This window comes from Myxococcus qinghaiensis, assembly GCF_024198215.1.
Taxonomy (GTDB): Bacteria; Myxococcota; Myxococcia; order Myxococcales; family Myxococcaceae; genus Myxococcus; species Myxococcus qinghaiensis.
This window is the reverse complement of sequence record NZ_JAKCFA010000005.1, coordinates 295,300-321,089: the sequence shown is the minus strand read 5'-3', so window position 1 is coordinate 321,089 and position 25,790 is coordinate 295,300. Positions and strand designations below refer to the sequence as shown.

16 protein-coding genes are annotated in these 25,790 nt (G+C 69.6%); 4 read left to right on the top strand and 12 right to left on the bottom strand.

Going from position 1 to position 25,790, the window contains the following annotated elements; all coding sequences use genetic code 11:
* Nucleotides 1-156: 156 nt before the first annotated feature.
* Complete coding sequence (locus LZ199_RS11395) at nucleotides 157-1,668, bottom strand: hypothetical protein (protein WP_253993677.1); 1,512 nt, start codon at nucleotides 1,666-1,668, stop codon at nucleotides 157-159.
* A 208-nt stretch (nucleotides 1,669-1,876) separates the two neighbouring features.
* On the opposite strand from LZ199_RS11395, the gene LZ199_RS11390 reads away from it, so the two are divergent.
* Nucleotides 1,877-2,404, top strand: a complete 528-nt coding sequence (locus tag LZ199_RS11390) for an SHOCT domain-containing protein (protein ID WP_253993676.1) — start codon at nucleotides 1,877-1,879, stop codon at nucleotides 2,402-2,404.
* Nucleotides 2,405-2,482: 78 nt separating this feature from the next.
* Here LZ199_RS11390 and LZ199_RS11385 read toward each other — a convergent pair whose 3' ends face one another.
* The 3 genes from LZ199_RS11385 to LZ199_RS11375 form a co-directional block, all read right to left on the bottom strand.
* Nucleotides 2,483-3,670: an NAD-dependent epimerase/dehydratase family protein gene (locus LZ199_RS11385; RefSeq protein ID WP_253993675.1), complete on the bottom strand. Its 1,188-nt coding sequence runs from the start codon at nucleotides 3,668-3,670 to the stop codon at nucleotides 2,483-2,485.
* Between the two features lie 93 nt (nucleotides 3,671-3,763).
* Nucleotides 3,764-5,059 (bottom strand): NTP/NDP exchange transporter, encoded by a 1,296-nt coding sequence (locus LZ199_RS11380; RefSeq protein WP_253993674.1) that lies wholly within the window; start codon nucleotides 5,057-5,059, stop codon nucleotides 3,764-3,766.
* 105 nt (nucleotides 5,060-5,164) lie between these two features.
* Nucleotides 5,165-6,463 (bottom strand): pyridoxal phosphate-dependent aminotransferase, encoded by a 1,299-nt coding sequence (locus tag LZ199_RS11375; protein WP_253993673.1) that lies wholly within the window; start codon nucleotides 6,461-6,463, stop codon nucleotides 5,165-5,167.
* A gap of 374 nt (nucleotides 6,464-6,837) precedes the next feature.
* Between LZ199_RS11375 and LZ199_RS11370 the strand changes: the two genes are divergently transcribed.
* Both LZ199_RS11370 and LZ199_RS11365 read left to right on the top strand, forming a co-directional pair.
* Nucleotides 6,838-7,845, top strand: coding sequence for a DUF1028 domain-containing protein (locus tag LZ199_RS11370; protein WP_253993672.1), 1,008 nt, complete (start codon nucleotides 6,838-6,840; stop codon nucleotides 7,843-7,845).
* Nucleotides 7,846-7,997: 152 nt separating this feature from the next.
* On the top strand, nucleotides 7,998-8,795 hold the full coding sequence (locus tag LZ199_RS11365) for an AMIN-like domain-containing (lipo)protein (protein ID WP_253993671.1): 798 nt from the start codon (nucleotides 7,998-8,000) through the stop codon (nucleotides 8,793-8,795).
* 106 nt (nucleotides 8,796-8,901) lie between these two features.
* Here the strand turns inward: LZ199_RS11365 and LZ199_RS11360 are convergent, their stop codons facing one another.
* From LZ199_RS11360 to LZ199_RS11325, 8 genes are all read right to left on the bottom strand, one after another.
* The gene (locus tag LZ199_RS11360; RefSeq protein ID WP_253993670.1) at nucleotides 8,902-10,866 is read right to left on the bottom strand and encodes a 4-alpha-glucanotransferase; all 1,965 of its coding nucleotides are present in this window, start codon (nucleotides 10,864-10,866) and stop codon (nucleotides 8,902-8,904) included.
* A gap of 126 nt (nucleotides 10,867-10,992) precedes the next feature.
* Nucleotides 10,993-14,160 carry an efflux RND transporter permease subunit gene (locus tag LZ199_RS11355; protein WP_253993669.1) on the bottom strand — a complete coding sequence of 1,056 codons (3,168 nt, stop codon included), beginning with the start codon at nucleotides 14,158-14,160 and terminating at the stop codon, nucleotides 10,993-10,995.
* A 39-nt stretch (nucleotides 14,161-14,199) separates the two neighbouring features.
* The gene (locus tag LZ199_RS11350) at nucleotides 14,200-15,450 is read right to left on the bottom strand and encodes an efflux RND transporter periplasmic adaptor subunit (RefSeq protein ID WP_253993668.1); all 1,251 of its coding nucleotides are present in this window, start codon (nucleotides 15,448-15,450) and stop codon (nucleotides 14,200-14,202) included.
* A 197-nt stretch (nucleotides 15,451-15,647) separates the two neighbouring features.
* Nucleotides 15,648-16,631, bottom strand: coding sequence for an ADYC domain-containing protein (locus LZ199_RS11345; RefSeq protein WP_253993667.1), 984 nt, complete (start codon nucleotides 16,629-16,631; stop codon nucleotides 15,648-15,650).
* A 196-nt stretch (nucleotides 16,632-16,827) separates the two neighbouring features.
* A complete protein-coding gene (locus LZ199_RS11340) occupies nucleotides 16,828-20,637 on the bottom strand; it encodes an nSTAND1 domain-containing NTPase (protein ID WP_253993818.1) in 3,810 nt (1,269 codons plus the stop codon).
* A 120-nt stretch (nucleotides 20,638-20,757) separates the two neighbouring features.
* Nucleotides 20,758-21,228 carry a response regulator gene (locus tag LZ199_RS11335; RefSeq protein ID WP_253993666.1) on the bottom strand — a complete coding sequence of 157 codons (471 nt, stop codon included), beginning with the start codon at nucleotides 21,226-21,228 and terminating at the stop codon, nucleotides 20,758-20,760.
* 152 nt (nucleotides 21,229-21,380) lie between these two features.
* Nucleotides 21,381-23,177, bottom strand: coding sequence for an Ig-like domain-containing protein (locus LZ199_RS11330; RefSeq protein WP_253993665.1), 1,797 nt, complete (start codon nucleotides 23,175-23,177; stop codon nucleotides 21,381-21,383).
* Between the two features lie 234 nt (nucleotides 23,178-23,411).
* Complete coding sequence (locus tag LZ199_RS11325) at nucleotides 23,412-25,076, bottom strand: carboxypeptidase-like regulatory domain-containing protein (protein WP_253993664.1); 1,665 nt, start codon at nucleotides 25,074-25,076, stop codon at nucleotides 23,412-23,414.
* 267 nt (nucleotides 25,077-25,343) lie between these two features.
* On the opposite strand from LZ199_RS11325, the gene LZ199_RS11320 reads away from it, so the two are divergent.
* A complete protein-coding gene (locus LZ199_RS11320) occupies nucleotides 25,344-25,787 on the top strand; it encodes an HIT family protein (RefSeq protein ID WP_253993663.1) in 444 nt (147 codons plus the stop codon).
* The last annotated feature ends 3 nt before the right edge of the window (nucleotides 25,788-25,790 follow it).

Below are 25,790 nucleotides of genomic sequence, written 5' to 3'. Positions count from 1 at the left end.
GGGGCGGTGCCATCCGTGGCAGGGGGACCCGGGGGTGACGCTCTTCAGAGGGGGAGAGCGAACCTGAGCAAGGGTCATTCCGGGGGGTGCTCCGAGCTCATCGGGGCATCCCCCGTTGCTTTTTCGCGGGTCACCACGGCTCCCGCTTCCGCCGCTTCACTCCACGCGCAGCATCACGCTGCCGGTGAGGGTGCGGTTCAGGGTGAGCCACAGCGCGTCGCCCGCGTCGTCCACGGAGGCGAAGTAGTCCGCGTCGGCGGCGAGCACCTGCTCGTCCAGCAGCACGCGCGACGGCGGCGTGGACAGGGTGTAGCCGCGCAGCACCAGCACCGGGCGCTCCAGGCCGTCACGGCCGGAGTCGAAGCGCAGCCGCGCGCGGTTGCCCGTCACGCGGGCCTCCCACGTCGCATACACGGGGTTGTAGCCGGGCACGGCGAAGGGCACGGAGTCCGAGCGACCGACGCCGCCGGGCCCTTGCGTGGCCACGGTGCCCTCGGTGGCGGACAGGCGCACGGCCTGCCAGGACTCGACCTCCGAGGCGCGCTTGAGCACCGGATCCTCCGAGTGCGTCCCCAGCACCATGAAGACGGAGTAGCTCTGGTAGGGGTGGCCGGAGAGCATGCCGTCATCGCCGTAGCGCGCGTACTGACGCCAGCCGAGCGCGCCGTAGTTGCTGCCCCAGGCCATGCGGTGGGAGCGCGTCGTCGTGGGGAGCTGGTACTGGTTGAGCTGGTAGGTCCAGTTCCAGTCGTCGGGCATGGGGCCATTCGCGGCGCGCTGTCCCCAGCCCTGTTGATAGAACCAGTAGCCGCCTGCGGGCTTCTGGAGCCAGGGCTCGGTCTGCACCACGCCCATCTCCGCGTCGGGCGCGGTGGTCCACATGCGGGTGTAGGGGACGACGTTGGGCTCGCGGTAGTCCCAGCCGCTGGCCATCGTCACCGGGGAGGACAGCGTCACGAAGCGGTGACGGTCTCCCCAGCCGAGGCCCGCGATTTCGGCGTTCGCGTTGCCGTCGAACAGCAGGTCGCCGTAGGGCGAGCGCACGTCCGCCTCCAGCGCGTCCGGCGGCACGTTCGAGATGTCGTGGGTGATGGCGTAGAGCGGATGGTCCCTGCCGGTGGCGAAGAGGTAGTGGACGGTGACATTCACGATGTGGCCGCCGAGCGGCAGGGGCCAGCGGAACTCGTGCAGCGCGTGGTGGCGTCCCTCGAACAGGGTGCGGCCGGTGCCGGTGACGCCTTCGGTCCAGTTGCCCCAGGTGGCCCCGGCGCGCAGGTGGCACGTCACCATGCCCCAGCCGGGGACACCGTCATTGGCGCCGTCGCAGGTGCGCGGGGCGCCGTCCGTCTCGTAGACGTAGCGGCGCACGTAGCCACCGTGCCAGCCCGCGGGGTCCGCGGAGTCGTTGCGCACGAGGAACGCCGAGCGCGGTGTGCAGTCGCCGTCGCGCCATGTGTAGCGGTCGGTGTGGAAGCCCTCCAGGTCCACGTTCCGCTCCAGGCTCAGCGGAGCGCAGGAGTGCGCCTGCCCGGGGCCCGCATCCGGAGTCCCCGCGTCGGGGTCGCCCTCCGGACGAACCTCCTTGCCGCCGCAAGCGACGAGCGACACGGCGAGCAGCACGGCGGCACCGCGCCGCCCAGGCGAGAGCAGGGCCAGCTGAGGCCTCATCGTGAATCCTTTCGAGTGCGCTCCCGCGCGACAAGCCATGCCCCGCGGGTTCATCCCCAGCGGATGCGCCGTTGACCATCATCGCATGGGGTCCGCCCCGCGGGTTTCAGCTCGGGCACGGCTCGCTTAGAGTCGTGGGGCGCCTCCCTCGTGGATGGACGGACGGCACACCCAGCAGGCAAGGCTCATTCTTCAAGGTGAAGTGGTCATGATGGAGCTGGACAACACCCGTTTCGTCTTGATGGGGGGCTGGGCGGTCTTCGCGGTGGCGGGCTGCTGGTTCTTCGGGCACTGGCTTTACTCCCGCTGGAAGCACCAGCAGGTCCGCCAGCACGGGATACCCGCCGAGGCCACATTGCTGCGCCTCGAGCGGACCGCGATGCGCATCAACAAAGCGACGGTCTACAACCACCTGCTCCAGGTGAGAGTGCCAGGTCGCGCGCCCTATGAAGTGTGGTTGCGAAGCCGGGCGCACGACTGGAACGTGCGGGTGATGGCGCCGGGCATGGAGCTCAAGGTCAAGGTCGCTCCGGAAGACCCGAAGCGCGTCGTGGTCATGGGCCCCCTCGTTCCGCAGGACCTGGGCAACCTCGCCGCGCTCCTGGCGGGGCGTCCCGTCGGCACCGCGCCGGACCCGGTGAAGTCCCTCGCGGACCTCCAGCGGATGCTCGGCGAGGGGCTCATCACCATGGATGACTTCGAGCGGAAGAAGGCCGAAATCCTCGGCCGGCTCTGAGCGCCTGGAGCACCCGGGCCGAACAGGCCCGGACGCCCTCGGGTCGGCGCGTCACCGTCATCCGCGCCTGAGCACGCCTCAACCCGCGTTGGCGTTGCCCTTGTCGTGCTCCTGGTGCCACGCGGAGAGCACTTCCTTCTCCCGCTCCGGCTTGATGCCCGCCTTCAGCTTCGCCTGTCGCTCGGGCGGCTCCGCGTTGAACCAGGCCACCGTGTCGCGGACCGTCTCCTCCAGCGGGCGGAAGGTGAGTCCCGCCGCCAGGGCCTTGTCGATGTTCACCTGCAGCAAGCCCGCGTCCTCCCCCGTGGGCGACACCCAGACCGGCATGTCACTGAAGGACTCCACCTTGTGCTTCTCCAGGAAGGAGGGGTGCGCCCAGATGAAGTGTGCGTCGCTCTTCAGCGCCTTCTTGCTGCGCTCCAGGAAGTCGCGCATCAACAGCGGCTTCTCGGGCCCCGTCGCCGTGTACTGCCCCGACAACTTCTTCTCCACGCCCAGGATGATGAACGCGGCCAAATCCCTCGCGTCGATGAACTGCGTCTGGTTCAGCCCCGTGCCGGGCGCGAGCACCTCGCCCCCCCGAGCCACGCGCACCGGCCAGTACGTGAAGCGGTCCGTCGGGTCATCCGGACCGACGATGAGCCCCGGGCGCACGTTGAACACGCGGCCAGGCATCGCCGCCTCCGCGGCCTTCTCGCACAGCGCCTTCAGGGCTCCGTAGTGCGCGTCCACGTCCTCCGTCGTCACGTCCGCCACCGTGGCGACAGGCGACGTCTCCGTCAGTCCCGGCTTCGACGCGTCCTTGTAGACGGAGATGGTGGACACGAAGGTGTAATGCCCCACGTTGGGCGCGAGCAGCTCCGCCGAGGCCTTCACGATGCGCGGCACGTAACCCGACGTGTCCACCACCGCGTCCCACTTGCGGCCCTCCAGCGCCTTGAGGCCCTCCGCCTTCGTCGGGTCTCTATCCCCCTGGAGCTTCTCCACGTTCGGAAAGAGGCCCGGGTTCGTCTTGCCCCGGTTGAACAGCGTCACCGTGTGGCCCCGCGCCTGCGCGGACTCCACCAGCGCCGGCCCCAGGAACTTCGTGCCGCCGAGGATGAGGATGTTCAACGGCTTGTCCGCCTTCGCGGCCCCGGCCCCCTGGCCCTGGGGACTCGGCGTCTCGGACGCGCCACCCGACGACCCCGAGGTGGCACAGCCCATGGCCCAGAGGGAGCCCACCGTCACCGCGCCTTGAATCAGGTCTCTGCGAGACAGCTTCATGTCGTGTCGTCTCCTGCTGCGACGTTCGTTTCAACCCCCGCCCCCCACCTGCGGCGACGAGGAAACACTTCGAGGAAGACCCTGGACTCCACTTCAGCGAGCCGCGGCATTATCGGAGGCCACGGGCACGAGCGCACCCTCGGACTCCCGGGACAGCCGCCGCTGCTCCCGCCCCAGGTACAGCGACACCCCGAGCCACAGCCCCGCCAGCGGCACCGCCGCCAATGACAGCCCCGTCATGCCCAGACCCAGCGCCGTGAGCCCACCCTGCAACCACGCGCTCACCGTGTCGCTGCCCCGGTACACCACCGTGTCGATGAAGCTCTTGGACTTGTAGCGCGCCTCCCGGTCCACCGTGGTGAAGAGGATTTCGCGCGAGGGCCGCTCCAGCGCGTAGTGACTGGCGCCTCGCAGCGCCTTGAACACCACCAGCACCCCGAGCACCGGCATCGCCGCCAGCCCCAGGAAGCCCAGCCCCGTGAGCACCGGCGCCACCGCCAGCGCCGCGCCCAGGCCCAGCCGCGAGATGACCCGCCCCGTGACGAGCGTCTGGAGCGCCAGCGTCAACAGCTGCACATAGAAGTCGATGTCGCCGAACAGCGCGGTGCGCGAGGCCGCGTCCTTGCCCACCTCCGCCACCATCTTCACCTCCTGGAAGTACAGGAAGGTGGACGTGGCCGCGTAGAGCAACACCTGGAGCCCGAGCGCGAGCAGGATGGGCGATGCCACCAGGAGCCGCAGCCCCGCCAGCACCCCGCCGCCCACGGGCCCCTCCGACGACGCGGGCTGATGCTGGACGTCCCGAGCCCAGCGGCTCAGCCAGCGCACGCACTGCGCGCTCACCTCCAGCAGCACCGCGGACAGCAGGATGAGGTTCACCGGCCCCACCGGCTCCGCCAGGCGTCCCACCAGGAACGGCCCCACCAGCATGCCCGTGGTGCCGCCCGCGGCGATGAAGCCGAACAGCCGCTTGCCCTGCTCGCCGGCGAAGACGTCCGCCATGAAGCTCCAGAAGATGGAGACCACGAACAGGTTGTAGACGCTCAGCCAGATGTAGAAGACCCGCGCCACCGGCTCCTTCGCCACCTCGAACTTCAGCAGCACGAAGAAGACGAGCAGGCTGACCAGGAAGAAGCGGTAGACGCGCGGCAGCACCACCCGCCGGGGCCAGCGCGCCACCAGCGCGGAGAAGGCCGGCACCGCCAGCAACATCACGATGAACGTCGCGGTGAAGAGCCACGGCAGGCCCTTCACGCTGCCCGCCGTCCCCATCTCGTTGCGGATGGGACGGAGGATGGCGTAACCGCACATCAGCGTGAAGAAGTAGACGAAGGACCCGAGGACCGCGCGAACCTCCTCGTCACGTACATCCACGAATCGCTTGAGCATTGGCACGAAGTACCCGGCTGAACTCCAGCCCTTTCCGTGTATTCCCGAACCCCGCGCCCGTCGATTTCGTCGACGTCACGCGGGGCTCGGCACCGATGTCGGGCGCTACTTCGCGGCGAGCGCCTCGCGCAGGGTGGCCTCCACGCGGGGCAGGGCCTCCTGGATTTCCGCCACCGACGTCGCGCCCACGGACAGGCGGAACCAGCCGGTGTCCTCGCTCAGGCCGAACGCCTGGAAGGGCACCACCGCGAGGCTGGCCTTCTCCAGGAGCAGCTTGCGGATGTCGTCATTCGTCTTCAGGCCGCCCTTGCCCACCAGGTCGAACTGGACGGACAGGTAGATGGCGCCCTGCGGCGCGATGTGCCGCACCGGCAGCCCCGCCTCGCGCATGCGCGTCAGGCCCGTGTGCAGCGCCTCCAGGCGCGCGTCCACGCGCTGGCGCATCTCGGTCAGGAAGGACTCGGTGGCGGGCACGTCGTCCAGGTAGCGCGCCACCGCGACCTGCTCCGCCTTGGGCGCCCACGCGCCGACGTGGCCGAGCACATCCCGCATGCGAGCGATGATGGCCGGCGGGCCCACGCCCCAGCCCACGCGCACGCCCGTGGCGGCGAACGCCTTGGAGATGCCGTCCACGAACACGGTGTACGGCGCCACTTCCGGCACCAGCTCCACCGGCGTCACGTGCTTCACCGCGCCGAAGCTCAGCACCCAGTAGATCTGGTCGTACATCAGGATGAGCGGCTTCCTGCCCTGCTTCTCGCGCTCGCGGTTCTCCGCGACGACGCGCTCGCAGATGGCGCCCAGCACGTCGGACGAAATCATCGTGCCCGTGGGGTTGAGCGGGCTGCACAGGCACAACAGGCGCGCGGTGCCCAGGTGCGGCGTGAGCTGCTCCACCGTGGGCATGAAGCCGTGCGACGGGTCCGTCGTCACGACGACGCCCTTGGCGTTCATCATGTGGACGTAGTGGTTGTTGTTCCACGACGGCACCGGGTAGACCACGGTCTCCCCGTCGTCGAGCACCGCGCGATAGGTGCCGTAGATGATGGGCCGGGCGCCGCCCGCGATGACGATTCCCTCCAGCGGATACTTCAGGCCCAGGGCGCGCTCGTAGAAGCGCTGCACCGACTGGCGCAGGTCCAGCACGCCGTCGGAGGGCGGATAGTTCGTCTCGCCCGCCTGGAGCGCGGTGGAGATGCCCTGGCGCAGGCCGTCGGGGATGGGGAACTCGCGCGGGCTGAAGTCGCCCACGGTGAGGTTGCACACCTTGCGCCCCTTGGCGACGAGCTCACGGACTTCCGCGGCGATGCGGAGAATCTCGCTGCCAACGAGGCCCCGCGCCATCGTGCCAATGGAGGCGTCGTCCCGCGAGGGACGTGGGAGGGAGGTGAGGTCGAGAGCCATGGGGAATCTGTCTCCGGTTCGTGCGCGTGAGGGGGAGGACGCGGGCTGCGGCCGGGCGCGGACCATACCCGCCACCCGGGCCCTTGTGGGGCGCGTCTGAAACTTCTGGGGGAGTGCCACGGCTACAATTTTCCCGGAAGCGGGATGCGCGGGGCAGCCGGGCCGGCCAGCCCTCCTCGGGCCGTCGGTCCTCACCCTGAATCCGGTGTTTGACGGCGCGAAAGGACCTCCAAGCCTTCCCGATATGTCTCGAAGGCGCATGGCGTTCATGGAGCTAGCAACACCCACCCTCCATTCCCAGACATGAGTGGCCTCGTTCCGTGTCGAGCGACGCTTGCTCGGCCCGGCGGAGCCCTGTGTCCCGAGGTACGTGCATGAAGCCGTTCAAGCGTGGCCTGCTGCTCGCCGCATCCCTGTTGTTGGGCTCCACCCAGGCGTCCGCGGCGGACCGTCCCTTCAATCCGAGCATCTTCGGCACGCGCGCCGTCGTGGCGTGTGACGCGGTGGAGCAGTCCTGCGGAATGGCCGTCATCTCCTTCCCCAGCGGCGTGAGTGGACTGGTGCCGTACGGGCGCTCGGACGTGGCGGTGGCCACCATGGCGCTGCCCTCGGTGGATGACGCGCAGGCGGTCATCGCGCGCATCGACGCGGGCGAGGCGCCCCAGGCCGCCATCGACGGGGTGCTCGCCGCGGACCCCTATGCCCCCATCCGTCAGCTCGCCGCGGTGAAGCTCCACCCGGATGGCCGGGTGACGGTGGGCCAGCGCTCGGGCTCGGAGAACAGCGCGCACACCTGCTCCGTCCTCGGCGACACCTTCGTGGTGCAGGCCAACAACATGACCACGCCCGACATGTGTCGAGCCATGGCGGACGGCTTCCGTCGGGCGAGGGGCAGCCTGCCGCAGCGGCTGTATGCGTCCCTCAAGGCCGGGGCGCGCGTGGGTGGGGACCGCAACGGCGAGCGCTCGGGCGTCATCCGCGTCTGGAACACCTCGAGCGAGACGGCCTTCTATACGCATGTGCTCGCGGAGGCGGTCGTCCACGGCAGCACCGGGGCGCTGCAGGAGCTGGGCGTGGAGCTGAACCGCTACCAGGGCACGCTCGCGGATGTGTATGCCGCGGACCGGGTGACGCTGGACTCCGACACGGCGCGGGACGTGAAGCGCGTGCTGCGCAAGCTCGGCTACTACCACGGGCGAATGGACGGGAGCTGGTCCGACGCCGCCGAGCAGGCCCTGTATGACTTCAACTGGAACAACCTCTTCTTCCTGAAGCCCACCGTGGTGGAGAACGGCACGCGGAAGATTGACGGGGTGCTGGTCAACTTCCTGCGCGACGCGGACCTGGGTGCCTTGACGCGCGCGACGGGTTCGGCCGACTGAAGTCCCTCGGGTGACGCGGGCCCTTCGCCGTGCTCGGGCGGAGGGTCTGTCGTCTTCTCGTCATCGTGTCCTCGGCGGGAGGCTGGCACCGCGAGCGCTCTCGTGAGAGAGGGAGTTCCTCACGGCCCCTGCGGGCCGACAGGGGAGGAACGATGAAGCGTGCCGGACGCTGGCTGTCGTCGCTGTGGCTCGCCGGGTGCCTGGTGGCCACCGGATGCTCGAAGAAAGAGGAAGCGCCCCACCCCGCGGCCGAGCTGCCTGCTCCCGATGACACGCCCGCGCTGCCTTCAGGCCCGCCCCCCGGAACGCTCCCTCGCGAGGGCGAGGCCGCCGCGAAGCCTCCCGTGCATGTGGTGACGGGTGGAAGCCCGAGCGTGCCTGTCGTCGGTGGCGCCCAGGACGAGGACCTTCCCGCTCCGACGGACGCGCCCCCGGGTGCCGAGGCGGGAGCGCCGTCCAAGCCGCCGCCGGCACCGTCCAACGGCGGTGGGTTCACGCCGGAGGACCCGAAGAACCGCGAGTGGACCTCGAGTGCGGTGGACATGAAGCGCCAGGATGCGCCGCAAGCCACGCTGCGCTCGGTGCGCGCGGGGGAACACCCGGACTACGACCGCGTGGTGTTCGAGTTCGAGGGGACGCAGCTCCCCGGCTACAAGGTGGAGTACGCGAAGGAGCCGGTGGTGCAGTGTGGCTCGGGAGACCCGGCGTCGCTCGCGGGCAAGGGCCAGCTCCAGGTGACCTTCACTCCCGCGCGAGCCCACACCGACCAGGGCCAGCCCACCGTGGCCACGCGAGAGCTGAAGCCCGCGTTGCCCGTGCTGCTGGAGCTGGAGCGCACCTGTGACTTCGAGGGCGAGGTGACGTGGGTGCTCGGGAACAAGAGCGTCCAGCCGTTCCGCGTCCTGGAGCTGCGCGAGCCCACGCGCCTCGTGGTGGATGTGAAGCACTGAGCGCGCCACGAGGTGGCGGACCTGAAGCGAGCGTGGAGACTCGCCTCGCTTCGCGGTCCGCCTGCTTCCCCTGTGCGCCGCTCATTCCGGCGCGGGAAACGGGAGGTTATTGGCCTTCCCTCAGTGACTCCGCGAGCCTGTCCAGCCCCGCGAGCAGCTCGCGATGTTTCTCCCGCGCGGGCTCACCACCGGCTCGCAACGCCATCGCCAGCACGCCGGGGAGATTCATCGCGGCGTCACCTTGGAGCCGCTCGCGATACTCGCGCATCCAGTCCGTGGGGGCGCGCAGCGACCAGTTGCGCTCATCCACCGTGCCGGGCTCGTTGTACGTCTCCGGTATCCCCAGCAGGTCCGTGAAGAACACCATGACGTTGCGCGCGCGACTGGCGAACAGGTCCGCCAGCTTCGCCTGCGCGAGCTTCCCCGGGTCCGTCGCCAGTCCTCGTGCGAAGTCCTCGCGTCGCTCGGGCTCGGGACACAGCCTCGTCGCCAGGTAGTCCGCCTGCGCCCGCAGCGTGCCGCGCCACTGCCAGTCGCCCACCAGTCGCCACAGCGACTTCGTGTCGTGGTTGCCCACCATCATCCAGTCCTCGGGCGCCACGTTCTCACTGCGATACACGTCCGCCGGGTTGCCCAGGTCCGCCTTCTGCGTGACGCGGAAGCGGCCCAACCCGTAGCGCGCCATCACCCGGCCCAGCGGATATGGCAGCGTGCTCAGCACCTCGCCCAGCAGATCACCCAAATCTCGGCCATTGCGCCGCGCCGCCGCGACCACCGTGTCGAAGAGGACGCTGAAGCGCTGCACCTGCTCGGGCGTGAGCGACTTCACCTCGCCATCCGCGTACCTCGGCAGCGAGCGGTCCAGTTGCTCGGGCGCCACCAGCGCGTAGCGCGCCAGCTCGGGATGGTCTTCCAGGTCCGGAGACGAGAAGAGGCGCGCGCCGTGCTGCACCGCTCCCAGCGCGTCCCACTGCCCCGCTCGGTACACCCACGGACACACCAGTCCATGGGGATGGTCCAGCCGCAGCCCGTCGTACTCCGCGAGCATCTTGTCCATGCGCGCGTCCATGAAGCGCAGCACCGGACCGGGCCGGAAGCCCAGCGACGGACCTTCTCCTCCTTCCATGAAGTACTGCTCCGGGTCCAGCACCGGGTAGTTCCACGGCTGGCCCTCCGGGTTGGTGCGACTCGGCGGCGCCCCCATCTGGTACGTGCGCAAGAACAAGCCCTGCCACGCCCACGCATCGCGCGGTGAGAAGCCAATCTGGAGGTCACCGTAGAGCTTCAGCTTCAGCCCCGTCGTGCGAGCCCGCAGGACTTCATGCTGCGCATGCACCAGGAACTGGAAGAAGGCGTAGCGCTCCAGTTCTTCCGCGTACTGAGCCTCCAGCGTCTTCACCCTCGCGGCGGCGACACCTTCGGCTCCCGAACGAGGACTCCACAGCCGTCCATCCAACGAGTCGGCCCACGGCCTCCAATCCGGCACGCCCTTCTCCGCGCACAGCACATCGAAGAGCGAGTCACGCAGCAGCCACGCCCGGTGTCGCTGACGGAAGATGTTGAAGCGCTCGGCCACCTCACGCACGGCGGCCGAGGCCCCCGGACTCGCGCGCTGGAGCCGAAACGACGTCCACGCCTCATCGAGCGCCGCGAGCTGCGCGCGGAAGGCCCACCGATAGCGCTCCCCGGGACTGGAGGAACGCGAGCGCCCTTCCACGAGCGCGGCCACACGGCCTCGCGGAAGCAACGCGCCCCAGGCCTCGTCCTCCAGCGCCGCGAGCGCCACATTGAGCACGTTGCGAGAGAAGAGCGTGCCGTCATACGGCGAGGCGTTCGACTCCGACGTCTGGCCCTGCGGGCCCAGCTGGATGCCCGTGAAGCCCAGCGTGTGCGCGGCCTCCAGGAAGCGGGCGGCCCCTTCCGAATAGGGCGAGCCCCGTCCCGTGTCCTCGTGCGGAAGACTGGGGAAGCTGGGGTCGTGGATGCTCAGGACCAGGTTGCGGACATCGAGTGCGGCCAGGGCTTGGGTGACGAGTCGACGATGGTCTTCAGGCAGCAAGGCTCGGGACATGGCGGATGGCGTCCGACCCTAGGTTCCCCCGAGCGACACGCCAACCCGCTTCTCGGTCCGACGTTCAACATCCGTCCGAGGAAGACACTCCGCGCGGCGACACGGACACTCCGCGCGGGCCGGGTGTCACTTCTGTCGGGACTGGGGCGCGGGTCGGGGCTCGCCGCCTCCGCCCGCGCGGCGGTGGAAGACCTTGCGCAGCTTGCGACCCATCCACGTCCGCCCATCCACCAGGATTTCGTACACCGTCGGAATCACCAGCAGCGTCAGCAGCGTGGACGTAATCGTGCCACCAATCACCGCGCGGCCCAGCGGCGCGCGGAAGTCACCACCCTCGCCCGCGCCGATGGCCACGGGAATCATGCCCGCCACCAGCGCGAAGGTCGTCATGATGATGGGGCGCAAGCGGATGCGGCCCGCCTCGATGAGCGCCTCGCGCAAGGGCATGCCCTTCTCGTGGGACCACTTCGCGAAGTCGATGAGCAGGATGGCGTTCTTCGCGACGATGCCCATCAGCAGGATGACGCCGATGAGGCTCATGATGTTGAGCGTGTCCCCGGTGAGGAGCAGCGCCAGCACCACGCCGATGAGGGACAGCGGCAGTGAGAGGAGGATGGCCAGCGGGTCCAGGAACGAGCCGAACTGGATGACCAGGATGAGGTACATCAACAGCACCGCGACGCCCAGCGCGAGGAACACCCGCGAGAACACCTCCTCCTGGTCCGCGGACTCGCCGCCCGTCGTCAGCGTGTAGCCCGCGGGGAGCTGGACGGTGTCCACCCGCTTCTGGATGTCTCGCATCACCTCCGTGAGCGAGCGGTCCTGCACGTTCGCCTGCACGTTGATGACGCGCTCGCGGTTGAGGTGCGTGATTTGCGCGGGGCCGAGCGCCTGACGGATGTCCGCCACCTGTCCGAGCGGCACGAGCTGAGGCGCGCCTCCCGGCGCCGCGCCCACCAGGAGCGGAATCCGCGCCAGGTCGTCCGGGTTGTCGCGCGCCTCGGGCGCCAGCCGCACCATGACGTCGCGAGTCTCTCCAATCGGGTCCACCCAGTCCCCGACGTCCAGTCCCGCGAAGGCCGGCCGCAGCACCTGGGCCACCTGGCCCACCGTCACTCCGAGCTGACCCGCGAGCCCCCGGTTCAGGTCCACCTCCAGCTCCGGCTTCTGTCCTCGCGTGGAGAGCCCCACGTCCACCGCGCCGGGCACCTGCTCCATCTCTCGCTGCACCTGCTGCGCGAGTTCGGTGAGCATCTTCTGGTCGGGCCCGCGCAGCTCCAGCTGAATCTGCTTCATGGCGCCGCCGAAGCCCGACGTGAAGACAGACACCTTCGCGCCGCCCACGCTCGCCATCTCCTTCCGGAGCCTGCTGCCCAGCGCGTCCTGGCTCACGTCGCGCTCCGCCTTGGGCGTGAGCCGCACGTACACCAGCGCCTGGTCCACGCCGGGCGCGCTCATCGGCAGCGGCACGCCGATGGTGCTGTAGGTATAGGCGACCTCCGGGTGGGCTCGGGCGACGCGGGTCACCTCCTCCACCTTGCGCCGCGTGTACTCCAGGCTGGAGCCCGGCGGAGTCTCCACCAGCAGCTCCACTTCGGAGCGGTCGCTCACGGGCACGAAGCCCGCGCCGCCCACCGTGCCCTGGAGCACCAGCGCGCCCACGAGCGAGCCCACCGCCACCAGCACCATGGCCAACCGGTGGTCCAGGGCCCAGGCGATGACGCCCTTGTAGCGGTCCGCCTGTCGGTCGAACCACGTGTTGAAGCGGGAGAGGACGCGGGAGATGAAGCCCTGCCGCGCGCCCTTCTCCACCTGCGGGTCCGCCCAGTACGCGCTCAGCATCGGGTCCAGCGAGAAGGACACGAACAGCGACACCAGCACCGCGCAGGCGATGGTGAGGGCGAAGGGCTTGAACCACTGGCCGGCCACGCCGTACATGAAGGCCACTGGCACGAAGACGGCGACGATGGAGAACGTCGTCGCGGACACCGCGAGGCCAATCTCCGACGTGCCTTCCTTCGACGCCGTGTAGTGGTCCTTCCCCATCTCGATGTGGCGCACGATGTTCTCGCGCACCACGATGGCGTCGTCGATGAGGATGCCGATGGCCAGCGTCAGGCCCAGCAGCGACATCGTGTTGAGCGTGAAGCCGAAGGCCCAGACGCTGATGAACGCCGCCAGCGCGCTCACCGGCAGCGCCAGCCCCGTGATGACGGTGGAGCGCCACGAGTTGAGGAAGATGAACACCACCAGCACGGTGAGCAGCGCGCCTTCCACCAGCGCCGACTGCACGTTCTCCACCGCGCTCTCCACGCGCACACCCGCGTCGCGGACGATGGCCAGCTTCACGTCCGCGGGCAGCTTCTGCTGGAGCGCCGACACGCGCTCGCGCACGGCGTCCGCCACCTCGGTGGTGCTGTAGCCCTTCGTCTTCAGCACGTCGATGCCCACCGCCTGCACACCGTCGTAGAGGGCCAGCGTGCGAGGCTCCTCGGAGCCCACGAAGACGTCCGCCACCTGTCCCAGCCGGATGACCTGGCCGTTGCGCGTGGTGACCACCATGTCGCGAAACGCCTCGGGGCTCTCCAGGCGCCCCTTGAGGCGGATGGACTCCTCTCCGAGCTTCGAGTTGATGCGGCCCACTGGCGCGGCCAGGTTCTGCGCCTGGAGCGCCGTGACGACCTCCGCCAGGGAGATGCGCGCCGCCTGGAGCGCCTCCGGCTTGAGCTGCACCGTCATCTCCCGCTCCACCCCACCGACAACGTCCGCCTGCGCGACGCCGGGCACCGAGCGCAGCTCCCCCACCACCAGCGGGTCCGCCACGCGAGACAGCGCGGCCACGTCGAGCCGCTCCGAGGTCAGCGTCAACGAGACGATGGGCGCGTCCGCCGGGTCGAACCGCGTGAGGACGGGCTCCTCCATCTCCCGAGGCAGGTCGGCCCGCTTGCTGGAGATGGCGTCGCGGATGTCCTGCGAGGCCTCCTGGATGTCCTTCTCGAACTCGAAGAACACCGTGAAGGTTGCCAGGCCGTCGGTGGCGGTGGCGGTCGTCTCCTGCGGGTCCACGCCGCTGATGGCGAAGATGGCGTCTTCAATCGGCTCGACGATTTCGCGCTCCACCGTGTCCGGCGCGGCGCCTGGATAGACGATGCTGACGGCGATGACCGGCGCCTGGACGTCCGGGAACTCATCCGTCTCCAGTTGCCACAAGGCGACGATGCCGAAGATGACCAGGGTCACCATCGCGGTGATGGTCACGATGGGACGCTTGATGGCGAAGTCGGAGATGAACACGAAGGCTCTCCCGGAAGGAGTCGAAGGGACGCAAGCAGCTCAGGGCGCCGGCGGCGGCGCGCCCTTCGAGGCTTCGCTCGGTGAAGGGGCGGGACGGACAGGCGCGGAGGTGCCTTCGGTGCCCTGACGGGAGGAGGGCTCGGTGCCTCCACCGCCCACGCCCGGGCCCTCGTCTCGGGTCGGCTGCTCTCCCGGACGCGGCGGGCTTACCTTCACGCGGGCGCCCTCGGTCACCTCGTCGCGCGCGGAGCCGAGCAGCACCACGTCGCCCTGCTGGAGTCCCTGGCGCACCTCGACTCGCTGCTCGACGTCGTCTCGCAGTCCCAGCGTGACGGGCACGCGCTCCACGCGCTCGTCCCGCACGCGCATCACTCCGGGCTTGCCCTCCGTGTCATCCACCGCGCCCAGCGGAATGGACAGCGCGCGCACGGACTTCGCGGCCACGCGCCCCTCGGCGAACAAGCCCGCGAGGAGATGGAGGTCCGTGTTGGGAATCGCCACGTAGATGCGCACCTGCCCCGTGTTCGGGTCCACCACCGGGTTGATGCGCTCCACCTGACCGGTGAAGGAGTTGTCTCCGTAGCCTGTGACTTTGAACTCCACCGGCGTCTGGACCTTCACCTGGTCCAGGTTCGCCGCCGGCACCGACGCCTCCAGGCGCAGCGTGCGCGGGTCCACCACCGTGAACAGCGGGGAGCCCAACTGCACGACGTCGCCCACGTTCGCCTGTCGCTCGCTCACCACACCCGCGAAGGGCGCCACCACCCGCGTGCGTCCGAGCTGCTCCTGTGCCAGCGACTGCCGGGAGCGCGCCTCCGCGAGCTGCCCCTTCGCCTGCGCCACCGACAACTGCGCCCGCTCGAAGTCGCGCTGGGTGATGACCCCCGCCTTGGCCAGCTTGCCGCTGCGCTCCTGCTCTGCCTCGGCCACCTGCAAAGCACTGCGCGCCGTCGAGACGGCCGTGCGCGTGGCGATGAGCTGGTCCCGCAACGTCGCATCGTCGATGCGCGCGAGCTCCTGCCCCTTCTTCACCACCTGCCCCTGCTGGGCCTTGATATCGAGCACCGTTCCGCCCACCTGCGCGCGCACCGCCGCCGCGGTGCGGGCTTGCAGCGTGCCGGAGATGCCTGGGCCGGAGCGCAGCTCGCTCGGCTCCGCGAGCGCCACGTTCTCCTGCCCCAGGTTCAACACGGGCTCGGCGGGCGGTGCCGGCTCTTGCGAGCCCTTCTTGCACCCGGCCACCACGCAAGCCGCCGCCAGCAGCAGGCCCCACGTCCCGCCAGCCGCCATCCGTCTCGTCCGTTGGGCTCGTCTCACCGCGCGTCTCCGTCCTCCGCCGGTCCCTCCCCTGCCCCCGGCGGGCCGGCTAAACGTGGTGTCGGCCCCTTGCCGCCGGAAGCCGCCCGCCTCTGCTCCTCGCCCCAGGAGACAGAGGCAGGCCGCCCGCCTACGCTCTGGATGGGCAGCCAGGCCCACCAGGCGCTCGACTACAGGGGCCCTTGCGTCACCGCGGGCGGGATTTCGCTCATCAGCAGCGTGCCAAGCAGGAAGTTCTGCTGCTGGCCACACGTCGGCGGCGCCGCGCGCGAGCCACACGTGATTTCCCGCGCACCCGCCCGAGTCGTCGGCGCACGGCAACGAGCGCCCTCGGCGTCCCACTCCGCCTCCACGGCCCAGCTCTCGGAATCGGACTGCACGCCCGAGGCGTCGTACAGGTTCACCCAGTTCCCATCCATCGTGTACGAGGTGCCGTCACCACAGAAGTCCGCGCGCACCATACGGGTGCAGGCCTGGTGCAGCGGCGCCAGGCTGCGCCCCGTCGCCGTGGTGGCCCACGGGCGGTAGCCGAAGCGCACGCACTTGGCGATGGCCGCGCCCTCGCACGCGAAGGTGAAGGTCTGCGTGTCCTCGATTTTCGCGCCGCCGCCGGCGACTCCCTCGCGGTAGTCCCAGCGCCCCGCTACCGGAATGGCGCCGAGCGCGGAGCCATCCGCGGCCTGACACGCGGGCTTCCATGTGTTGTCCGCCAGCGAGTAGTACGAGACGCGGTAGGCCCAGACGTCGTCGCTTTCGCCCGGCTGGATGTCGTCCACGCGCAGCGCGACGGTGTCGCCACTGCCCAGCTCACCGACGAAGCGCGCGCCGACGAAGTCCATCCCGGACAGCACCGAGCCGTCCTGCGCATCGGCCCGGAACACGCTGCCGTCCAGCCACGTCCGCGTCAGCGAGGAAGCGCCCGGGTCCGCGCGCTCCGCCCCCGCGAAGCGCACCGCCACCAGCATCTGCCCCAGCTCGGCGCTGTTGAGATTGCGCCCGTTCAGGTTGCGCCCATTCAGGTTGCGCCCGTTCGGCGAGGACAGCTCGGCCACCTGGGTTCCCAGCGTGTCGTGCGCTCCTTCTCCCGTCGAGTTCCCACACCCCACCAGCCCGCAGGCGATGACCATCGCCCCCACCATCCGCCACGCCGCCATGCCCCGTACCTCCCCGACCCGCCCGACTCCGACTGGACTCAAGGTTCGGCGGAGCCTGCCCGCTCGCAAGCCGGAGTGATGACCGCGCGACACACGCATCGTCCGCGGGGAGGCGGCGTGCAAGCACGCTTGGACAGTCAGCGGGTTCCATCGTCCGGTAGTCGGGGTGCTCTCTCGGCAACCGACCGAGCATCCCTCAGCGCGTCACCGAGGGCAGGTCCGCACACACCCGCAGGCCCATCGTCACGTCGCGCAGCGAGGGCTCCGGCAGCTCCCGGTTCGTCGCGCGCGCCGAGGTCGCCGCGAAGGCGAAGCTCCCACCGCGCGCCACCGCCCGCCCTGGCTCCAGCCACGAGCGCGTCCACTCCCAGACATTGCCGGCCATGTCGTCCACGCCGAAGGGACTGCGCGACGCGGGGTGACTGCCCACCTCGTCGGGGCCGAAGCCTCCCGGCTGCTTGCCGTATGTGGCGTCGATGTTGGCGTCGTCCGGGCCCAGCCGGTCACCATGTGGGAACTCGCGCCCGTCCACTCCGCGCGCCGCGCGCTCCCACTCCAGCTCCGAGCACAGCCTCGCGCCCGGCACCCGGCCGCTGAACGACAGCCACGACACGTACTTCTCCGCGTCCGCGAAGGAGATGCCGCTCACCGGGAAGCGGCGCCAGTCCTGCGCTGCCCGCCGGGTGCGATTCGCGTAGCGCACGGGCTCACCCTCGCGCGCCTCGTACGGCGCGTTGCCCGGCTGGAAGCGCAGCCGCCAGACCCCGTCCACCTGGTCGAGCGAGAGGTGTCCCGCATACCCGCCCGTGCCCACGTGGGGCAGGTGCGAGGCGCGCAGCTCGGGAGACATCGACCCCAGGAAGGCGAGCCAGTCGGCATACGTCACCTCGTGGCGCGCGATGAGGAAGCCGGGCACCTGCACCGCGTGCTGCGGCACCGCGTTGAAGAACTCGCGGACGCTCGCATCGGCGGCGCTGCCGAAGCGCACCTCCCCCGGCGGCACGAAGACGAAGCCCGTGGGAATCGCGCCCACGCGCGGCAGCCGCAATTCCATCCGTCGCGCCTCCCCACGCCGCAGCAACAAGGGCTGCGTCACCGGCTCGTGGCCCGGCGCGCGCAGCGTGAGCTGGTAGGGCCCGGGCGGGACGGAGACGTCCATCCACGGCTCCGACTCCAGCGGCAGCGGCGCGCCCGGCTGCTCGTCGCCGAGCGCATCGCGCATCAACGGACGCAGCTCCACCTCCACGTCATGCGCGGCGACATCCAGCGTGAGGCGCGCGGGCGCGGTCCACTGCCTCCAGCGCTCGCCCCGCGAGTCATAGAGCCGCAGGCGCTGCAGGAGCGTGGGCAGCGCCGCGACCTCGCCGTCCTGCTCGGCCCACAGGGCCCGCTCGAAGAGGAAGTCCGCGAGTGCGTCGCGCACGTCCTGCCGCTCCGGCGCCAGGGCCAGGGCCCGCTCCAGCCGTCCGGAGACTCCGTCGAAGCGGTGCCGCAGTTGCGCGGCCCGGGCCACGCTCTTGCTCCACAGCCGGTCCGCGTCGGGCTTCTGGCCACTGCCATAGAGGCGGAAGGCCTCGGCGCGCTCGGAGTGGAGCAGGTCCTTCGTCTCCACCACCGTCGCCAGGGAGCCGCGCGCCTCGTCCAGCTCGGCGCGCACCTGGCGCTCCAGGCTCCAGCGCTCGCGCAGCTTCAGGCCGCCGTACACCAGGCCCAGCGACAGGATGAAGCCCACGACCAGCGCATGACGCATGCCCCGGCTGCGCACGAGCGTGCGTCGCGAGGCGCGCAGGAAGTCCTGCTCGCGGCGCGTCAGCTCTCCCGAGTCCAGCACCGCCGCCTCGGCGAGCTGGCGCGGTCCCCACAGCAGCTCGCGCGAGTGGTTCAGCTTCTCCCAGTGCGCGGCGGCGGTCTCCAGCAGGGCCTGCACCTCCCGGCGCTCGGCCGCCTCCGCGAGCCAGCGCGCCAGCGAGTTCCAACCGGACAGCAGCGCCTCATGGGCCAGCTCGTAGGACGTCCCTTCCGGTGCCTCGCGCGCCACCAGCAGCCGGGCCCGGACGAGCGCCTCCAGCGCGGCACGGTAGCGCACGTCCTCTCCCGCGAGCTCCCGGTCCGTCTTGCGCGCGCGGGTGCCGTCGGCGGTGACGAGCCGCAGCAGCACGCCTCTCGCCGCCGCGCGCTGGTCTGGAAGGAGCCGCTCCACCGCCGCGTCCGCGTGTTTCGCCAGCGCGCCCGCCACGCCGCCCAGCGAGTCCAGCGCGGCCTGGGTAATCACCTGCGCCTTCGCGTCGCGGGCCTCCCACAGCTCCGCGAGCGCGAACTGGAGCAGCGGGAGCCCGCCCTCGGCCGCGGCCGTGACGAGCGAGTCCACCAGCGCCTCGGACTCGAAGCGCACGCCCTTCACGCGCGCGGGGCCGGTGACGGCCTCCCGGGTCTCCTCGGCGGTGAGCGCGCGCAGCAGGTACAGCGCGCGCGGGACTTCGGCGCCCAGGCCCGGCACGGAGGTGAGCCGGGTGAGGAAGTCGCTGCGACTGGAGGCCAGCAGGCGCACGCCACTGGCCCCCTCCGCGAGTCCGCCCAGGGCCTGACCCGCCAGCGCCGCTTCGAGCGGCTCGGCCAGGGTCGCCAGCTCCTCGAGCTGGTCCACGTAGACGAGCAGGCCCTCGCGCGCGCCCAGGCGGGCCCGGAGCCTGCGCACCAGGCAGGAGGGCTCCGAGCGGAGTGCCTCGGCCAGTGGCTCCTCTTCCACCGACAGGAGGGGCGCGAGCGCCGCGGCCAGCGCGGCGACGGGCTTGCGGCCCGGCACCAGCCGGACGGAGTGCCAGCGCCGCCCGTCCTCGAGTCCGCCTTCGGCCACGGAAGGGAGGATGCCGGCCAGACAGAGGGAGGACTTGCCCACGCCGGAGTCACCGGTGATGAGCAGGAAGGACTCGGCGCGCAGCCGCTCCAGGACGGCACGGCACTCGCGGCGACGGCCGAAGAAGAGGGCGCGGTGCTCGGCCTCGAAGGCGCGCAGGCCCCGGTAGGGATTGCCCTCGGGCACGTGCGTGGGGGCGTCCTCGCGCGACAGGGCCTCGAGCGCCTCCAGCAGCAGCGCGGCGGAGCCGAAGCGCTCGGAGGGCTCGCGACGCAGGCACCGGTCGATGACGCCCGCGAAGGCGGCGTCGACGTGGGGCGCGACAGTCGCGAGGGGCAGCGCGTCCTGGGTGCGGACCACATGGGGCAGCTCGCGCCAGACGACGTCGCGGAAGGGCCCGCGGCCGACGCACAGCTCGTAGAGGACGACGCCCAGCGAGTACACGTCGCTGCGCGCCGTCAGGTCCTCGCCCGCCCAGGCCTCGGGGGACATGTAGTAGGGCGTGCCCACCAGCGCGCCCCGCGGCAGCGAGGGCAGGAAGACGCCGTCCAGCGAGCGCGCGGAGAAGTGCGGGTTGGCCTCCGGGTCCAGGTCCGCGGGCAGCTCCGGCGGGGGGGCGTTCCGGGGAGGCGCGGCGTCCTCCGTGCCGGCGGCGCTGTCCAGGAGCTTGGCGAGCCCGAAGTCGAGCAGCTTCACGGCGCCGCTCTCGGTCAGCACGGCGTTGCCGGGTTTGATATCCCGGTGGAGCACGCCTCGACGGTGGGCGGCGCTCAGCCCCCGGGCGAGGTCCCTGCCGATGGTGAGCACGCGCTCCCAGCGCAGGGGCTTCACCAGCCGGTCCAGGCTCACGCCCCGGATGAACTCCGAGACGAGGTAGGGCTGCTCATCGAGCTGTCCCACCCGGTAGAGCGTGACGACATTGGGGTGCTGGATGCGCGCGGCGGCGCGGGCCTCGACGAGGAAGCGGGCCAGGGCATTGGGGCCGAGCGAGGGGATGAACTTCACCGCCACCGGGCGCTCGAGGAGCGTGTCCTGGGCCAGGTACACGCGGCCGGTCCGCCCTCGACCGATGGGCCGCACGATTCGGTACTCGTCGAACTCCAGGGGCGGCGCCCACGCGTCCGGCGGCGGCGAGGCTGCAGGGATTCCCACCATGAGGGCGTATGCATCCCCACCCGAAACGGCAACCCTCCCCTGAGTGGAAGGAGGCTCCGCGCTGTGGAGGGGCTCTTGGAAGTGTCAGGTGGTGGGCACTCACCCTTCGCTAGGGACTCAGCCCTCCTGGCCTTCCCGCTTACGCGCCTTGCTCGGCTTGAGCATGTTGCGGATCTTGTTTTCCAGGTCCTGGGGCAGGCACGGCTTGGCGACGAACTCGTCGGCGCCGGCTTCGCGTGCGTGCTCCGCGTTGCCGGCGAGGACGTGGCCCGTCAGGGCCATCACCGGGATGTCGCGAGTGCGAAGGTCCTGTTTGATTCGCCGGGTGGCCTCCCAGCCGTCCATGACGGGCAGGGACAGGTCCATGAGGATGATGTCCGGCTCGCTCGACTGGGCCTTCTCCACCGCCTCCATGCCATCTCTGGCGGTATCCACCTCGAAGCCGACGAACTCCAGATACTCCGCATACATCTCGCGGGCATCGTCGAAGTCATCGACGACCAGGACCCGCCTGCGTCCCCCCTGGGACGCGTCCGGGCTTGTGCCCGGCACCAGCTCTTCGGAAGTGGGGGTGGCCGTGCGCGTCATGGAACAGGCGCCTCGCGTGTAGGGGAACAGCGGTGGACAATCTATGCACGCATCCCCCCTGGCGCCCACCCCACTGTGATCCGCCACCCCCCTGCCCACCGTTCAATGGAGAACGGTGGAGGACACGTCACCGCACAGGAACGGCGATCAGCTCACTCGTTGGAGATGTAGACCCGGATGGGCCACGCGTTCGGCGCGGTGGATTCGGCACGAACCATGAGGACTCGGCCCGAAGGCATGATCGCGAACAAGGGATACCTGCTCCGGGCTCCCGCAGGAAGAGGTCGGAGCAGCCCTCCCCAATCCTCCCAGGCTCCGTCACGCAAGCGGCGGACATAAAACGCCTCTGCCTGCTCTGGGGCTTCCGCCTCTCGCAGCATGGCCACAGGGTTTCCCGCCGGGTCCAAGGACAATCCCAAGGCGGCAACCTGCGTCGCTCCCGCGAAGCGGCCCGCCATCGGTGCACCAAGCTGAACCCAATCCAATCCATCCCATGCGCGGAGTCGGACCTCATCTCCAGAAGAAGCCAGGAGGTTGAGGGGACGCTCCAAGGCATCCAATCCCCATACCCCCCCGGGATTCTGGGAAGGCAGCGGAATGACCTGCCAGCTTCCTTCCTTCCAGCGTCGCATGTGCCCCTGTTGCGCATCGACACCGGCCGACTCGGTCCACTTCACGAGCGGGCCCTGCGCACCACGAAAGTCCATGCGCGGCCCAATCATCGACGCGGTCGGGACCGCCTTGAGCGCCGTTCCCAACTGAGCCCAGTGGTCGCTCTCCCATCTCCAGACCAAGAGCTGAGACCCTTCAAAATTCCCCGAGGCGAAGCCCAGATGCCACTGCCCTGCCGCGCTCCTTCCCAGGGCGACACCCCAGGGATTGAGCGGGCTTGGAACAGACGCACCCATGGCTTCCCAACCTGTTCCGTTCCAACGATGGACATAAACCACCGAGCCATGAAATTCGCTCCAGGCCACGACGGGCTCGTCGTTGGCATCCAATGCGAGGGCAAGGCTCGTAGGAAGCTGTAAAGGAGATTCCGTGCGCAACCCGGCTCCCAACAACTCCCAGGTCTCTCCGGTCCACCGGCGCACGTACACCCCGTTTCGGAGTTCATCGACCCAGGCCACGACCGGCCGTCCAGCACTGTCCAACTGGAGCGCCTCATAGAGCGCTGACGTGTTTGTCCTCGACTCCGTGAACAAGAAGTCTCCCAGCGGCAAGAAGCCAGGCAGGGACCAACTCCACTCCTCCCCGGCCGGCACCGGGTTGCCCGCCACGTCCGTCACCGAGTCAGCGAACGTCACCCTCACGAGCACATCCAGCGGAGGCCGCGAAAGCGGACTCACGGTCACAGTCGTCCCATCGGCGGAGAGGGACACGTCCGCGGCAATGACGTCCGCACCGCCGAACATCCGAATGGAGTTCGACGAAACCGTCGTCGGCTCCAGCGGCTCCGAGAAAACGGCCTGGACCACGTGACTCACGGGAACCCAGGCAGCACCCGTCGAGGGAGTGCGCGAAACCCATGACGGAGCAGACCGGTCCACCGTGAGCGGTTGCGGCGCGCTGAGAAACACCTTTGAACTCAGGGTCGCGCGAATGTGCAGCACGTGTTGTCCCTCCGCGAGGCCTTGGGTATCCAGCTGCTTCAGGTATGGGGGAAGGAGCGTCGCCACGCTCTCGCCATCGACCAACAACTCCACCAACTCAGGAATGGGTCCATTCAATTCGACCGACACACCGAGGGAACCATTCGTGGCGGTCCTCGATGTGACGAGCGCCACCTGCAGGAAGGGCGTACCTGAATCGGGCGTCGAGGCATCCCCTGGCTCGACATGCCCTGCGTCCGTGTCTTCCGGAACCTGCTGGATTTCAGGAACGTCGATGCAGGCGCCCACCATGAGCCCCAGGAAGATGAGAGAGAAGCGGAGAAGAGAAAGGGACATGGTGTGAGCCGTGGCAAGCCCTGTTCCAACGTGAGGCACGCGCCAAAAGCCCCTCACGCCAGGAAGCAGGTGCGCGCCTGGGTGGAGCGCCAGGAATGCGTATCCCGGAACATGGACTTGCGTCCACGCACCAGGATACGGAGCCAGAAACACCAACGCCTCCGTGAGCAAGCTCACGGAGGCGCGGTGATGAGTCATTGAAGCAATGTCGACGGGTTCAAGCCCTGTCGGGTGTTACGGAGCCGGTACGGGAACGGGCTGCGTCGCAACACTGTTGATGGTCAGGTCCGTGGTGAGCGGCTGACCCCAGATGCTCTGGTAGGTCTGGATGACACCGCGCTCCCCCTGCTTCGAGAACGCAACCTGCATTGTCGTGGTGCTCGGGATGATCCCCACGCCAGAGTAGGTGAACGAGTAACGGGTGCTGTAGCTCGAGTGGCTGATGGGAAACACAGGCATCTCGGGGTTCAGCACGCGAGTCTGGTACGGCGACGTGGGCTCGTCGATGTTCAGGAGGAAGCCCTGGCCACTGTAGTTGCCAACCTCGCCAAACGAGGTGCGACCCACGGTCCCGTTGTTGTCGATGTCGACGTTGAAGAAGACCTGCACCGACGAACCGTCCCCCCCCGAGAACGGGGTGAAGACGGGGGAGCTGAAGTTGATGTAGACGAGTTCTCCAGCGTTGAGCTGCTGCGAGGTGGGCGCCGTCAACGACGTCTCCTGGTAACGCGCCTCCGCGATGGTCACCGGCGTCACGGTGCCAGGCTCGCCACCGAAGAAGAAGCCCGTGCGCGAGTAGAGGTCCCCGTTCTCCGCCGAGACAGCGCGCAGGTCCAGGTTGTACTCCTTGCCCGTCTGCACCACGCCGTTGCCCGGCGTGATGGTCGCGGTGTAGCCACCATTGCCCAGGGCCACCGTGACGGGCAGCGCCTCCTTGGCGTACTCGTCCGTCAGGCGCACCAGCAGGGAGCTCTGCTGCACCGGCTGGTTGAAGTACAGATAGATGGGCTCGCCCGGCCGCACCATGTTCCGCAGCGGGTGCGGATCCGCGGCGCCCCTCAACATCGCCACATTGCTGCCCTCGACGTTCAGCTCGACATTCGACGTCCGCGAGTAGGGCAGGTTGATGAGCCGCGTGGTGCCAGACGCCACCACGGTGCCGGCCGGATAGGTGCTCACAAAGCCGTTCGTCTCCGGCACACCGTCGCTGTTGCTGTCCACCGCGGACACCCACAGCCGGTACTGGCCTCCGGTCAGGCGCGCCAGCTCCTGCGCGGTCGGGACACCCTGGAACACCAGCGCGCCCTGGTCATCGGACGTCGCCTCCACGACCACCGTGCTCACCACGGCGGGGGTGGAGTCACCGTTCAACAGGACGAGGTTGCCCGCGGGCGAGGCCTCGAGCGTCGCGCGCACGTTCGCCGCGGGACGGCCCTGCGGCGTCACCAGCAGGAAGCGCAGCGAGCCGTCCAGCCGCGTCAGCGTCACGGGGCCGAAGCTCACGTTGGCGTTGTTGATGGGCACGTTGCCGGCCGACGAGGGAATCTCCGCGGTCGCGCGCAGCGTGGCATAGCCCGCCTTGGTGAACGTCAGCAGCACCTGGGAGCCCGCCGGGACGTCCTTGAACTCGAAGTTGCCCTTCGCATCCGTCGTCCCCGCGAGCGGATCCGCCGAGCTGCCGATGGTGATTTCCACCGAGGCCTCGGACAGCGGCTTCAGGTCCGTGGTCAACACCTGGCCCGACACCGTCCCCTTCGGCGTCGCGGGCGTCACCACCGTCACGCTGTCCGGCTCACGAATGCCGTCGGCGATGCCGTCACCGTTCTCGTCCTTGAAATCATCACCGCACCCCAGCGCCAAGAACGGCACCACGGCCATGACCAGATGCTTCTTCATCATCCCCACCTTGAAAAGATTTGCTTGAGCTCTCACGCCCCCAACCATGAAAGAGCGTGGGGCGGACACTCTCCGACCCGGCCCCTTCACGTCAAGCAGGCGACAGTCGCACTCTCCCCTCGTCCCAAACCGCCAACATCACGCCCTGGGGCGATCACAACACACCCCTCCCATCCTCTTAGTTTTCAGAGGGTCTGATGAGACCCTCCCTTGCGCGATGCGCCTTCTCAACGCCCTGCCCTGGCGAAAAACGACTGCTACGGTGGCCGCATGGTGGATGTGAATGAGCCGTGTCTCGGCTGTGCCGTCGCGCGCGGCGAGCACCGCCCCGTGGGGGGCATCCTGGCCCGGGCTCCGGGGTTGGTGCTGCATGGTGTCGCGGGACCCAGTCCCGTTCCCGGCTGGGTCGTCATCTCCAGCGAGCAACATGCACGTGCCTGGTACGAGCTGGACGACGCCACGGCGCGGGAGCTGGGTGGGTTCGCCGCGCGGGTGATGCGCGCCCAACGCGAGGTGCTGGGCGCCGAGCACGCATACGCCTTCGCCATCGGCGACGTGCTGCGCCACTGCCACCTGCACCTGGTGCCGCGCTTCCGAGAGACTCCACAGCGACTGTGGGGCCGCGCGGTGTTCGACGCAGCCCCGGTGGATCATCTCCCCTCTGAGGCGCTGGAGGCCGCCGCTCGCTCGCTCGCCGCCGCACTGGCGGACTGAGGT

Excerpts from the sequence above, each read along its gene's own strand:
- LZ199_RS11395 (WP_253993677.1), bottom strand. The coding sequence starts at position 1,668 with ATGAGGCCTCAGCTGGCCCTGCTCTCGCCTGGGCGGCGCGGTGCCGCC.
- LZ199_RS11390 (WP_253993676.1), top strand. The coding sequence starts at position 1,877 with ATGATGGAGCTGGACAACACCCGTTTCGTCTTGATGGGGGGCTGGGCG.
- LZ199_RS11385 (WP_253993675.1), bottom strand. The coding sequence starts at position 3,670 with ATGAAGCTGTCTCGCAGAGACCTGATTCAAGGCGCGGTGACGGTGGGC.
- LZ199_RS11380 (WP_253993674.1), bottom strand. The coding sequence starts at position 5,059 with ATGCTCAAGCGATTCGTGGATGTACGTGACGAGGAGGTTCGCGCGGTC.
- LZ199_RS11375 (WP_253993673.1), bottom strand. The coding sequence starts at position 6,463 with ATGGCTCTCGACCTCACCTCCCTCCCACGTCCCTCGCGGGACGACGCC.
- LZ199_RS11370 (WP_253993672.1), top strand. The coding sequence starts at position 6,838 with ATGAAGCCGTTCAAGCGTGGCCTGCTGCTCGCCGCATCCCTGTTGTTG.
- LZ199_RS11365 (WP_253993671.1), top strand. The coding sequence starts at position 7,998 with ATGAAGCGTGCCGGACGCTGGCTGTCGTCGCTGTGGCTCGCCGGGTGC.
- LZ199_RS11360 (WP_253993670.1), bottom strand. The coding sequence starts at position 10,866 with ATGTCCCGAGCCTTGCTGCCTGAAGACCATCGTCGACTCGTCACCCAA.
- LZ199_RS11350 (WP_253993668.1), bottom strand. The coding sequence starts at position 15,450 with ATGGCGGCTGGCGGGACGTGGGGCCTGCTGCTGGCGGCGGCTTGCGTG.
- LZ199_RS11345 (WP_253993667.1), bottom strand. The coding sequence starts at position 16,631 with ATGGCGGCGTGGCGGATGGTGGGGGCGATGGTCATCGCCTGCGGGCTG.
- LZ199_RS11335 (WP_253993666.1), bottom strand. The coding sequence starts at position 21,228 with ATGACGCGCACGGCCACCCCCACTTCCGAAGAGCTGGTGCCGGGCACA.
- LZ199_RS11330 (WP_253993665.1), bottom strand. The coding sequence starts at position 23,177 with ATGTCCCTTTCTCTTCTCCGCTTCTCTCTCATCTTCCTGGGGCTCATG.
- LZ199_RS11325 (WP_253993664.1), bottom strand. The coding sequence starts at position 25,076 with ATGATGAAGAAGCATCTGGTCATGGCCGTGGTGCCGTTCTTGGCGCTG.
- LZ199_RS11320 (WP_253993663.1), top strand. The coding sequence starts at position 25,344 with ATGGTGGATGTGAATGAGCCGTGTCTCGGCTGTGCCGTCGCGCGCGGC.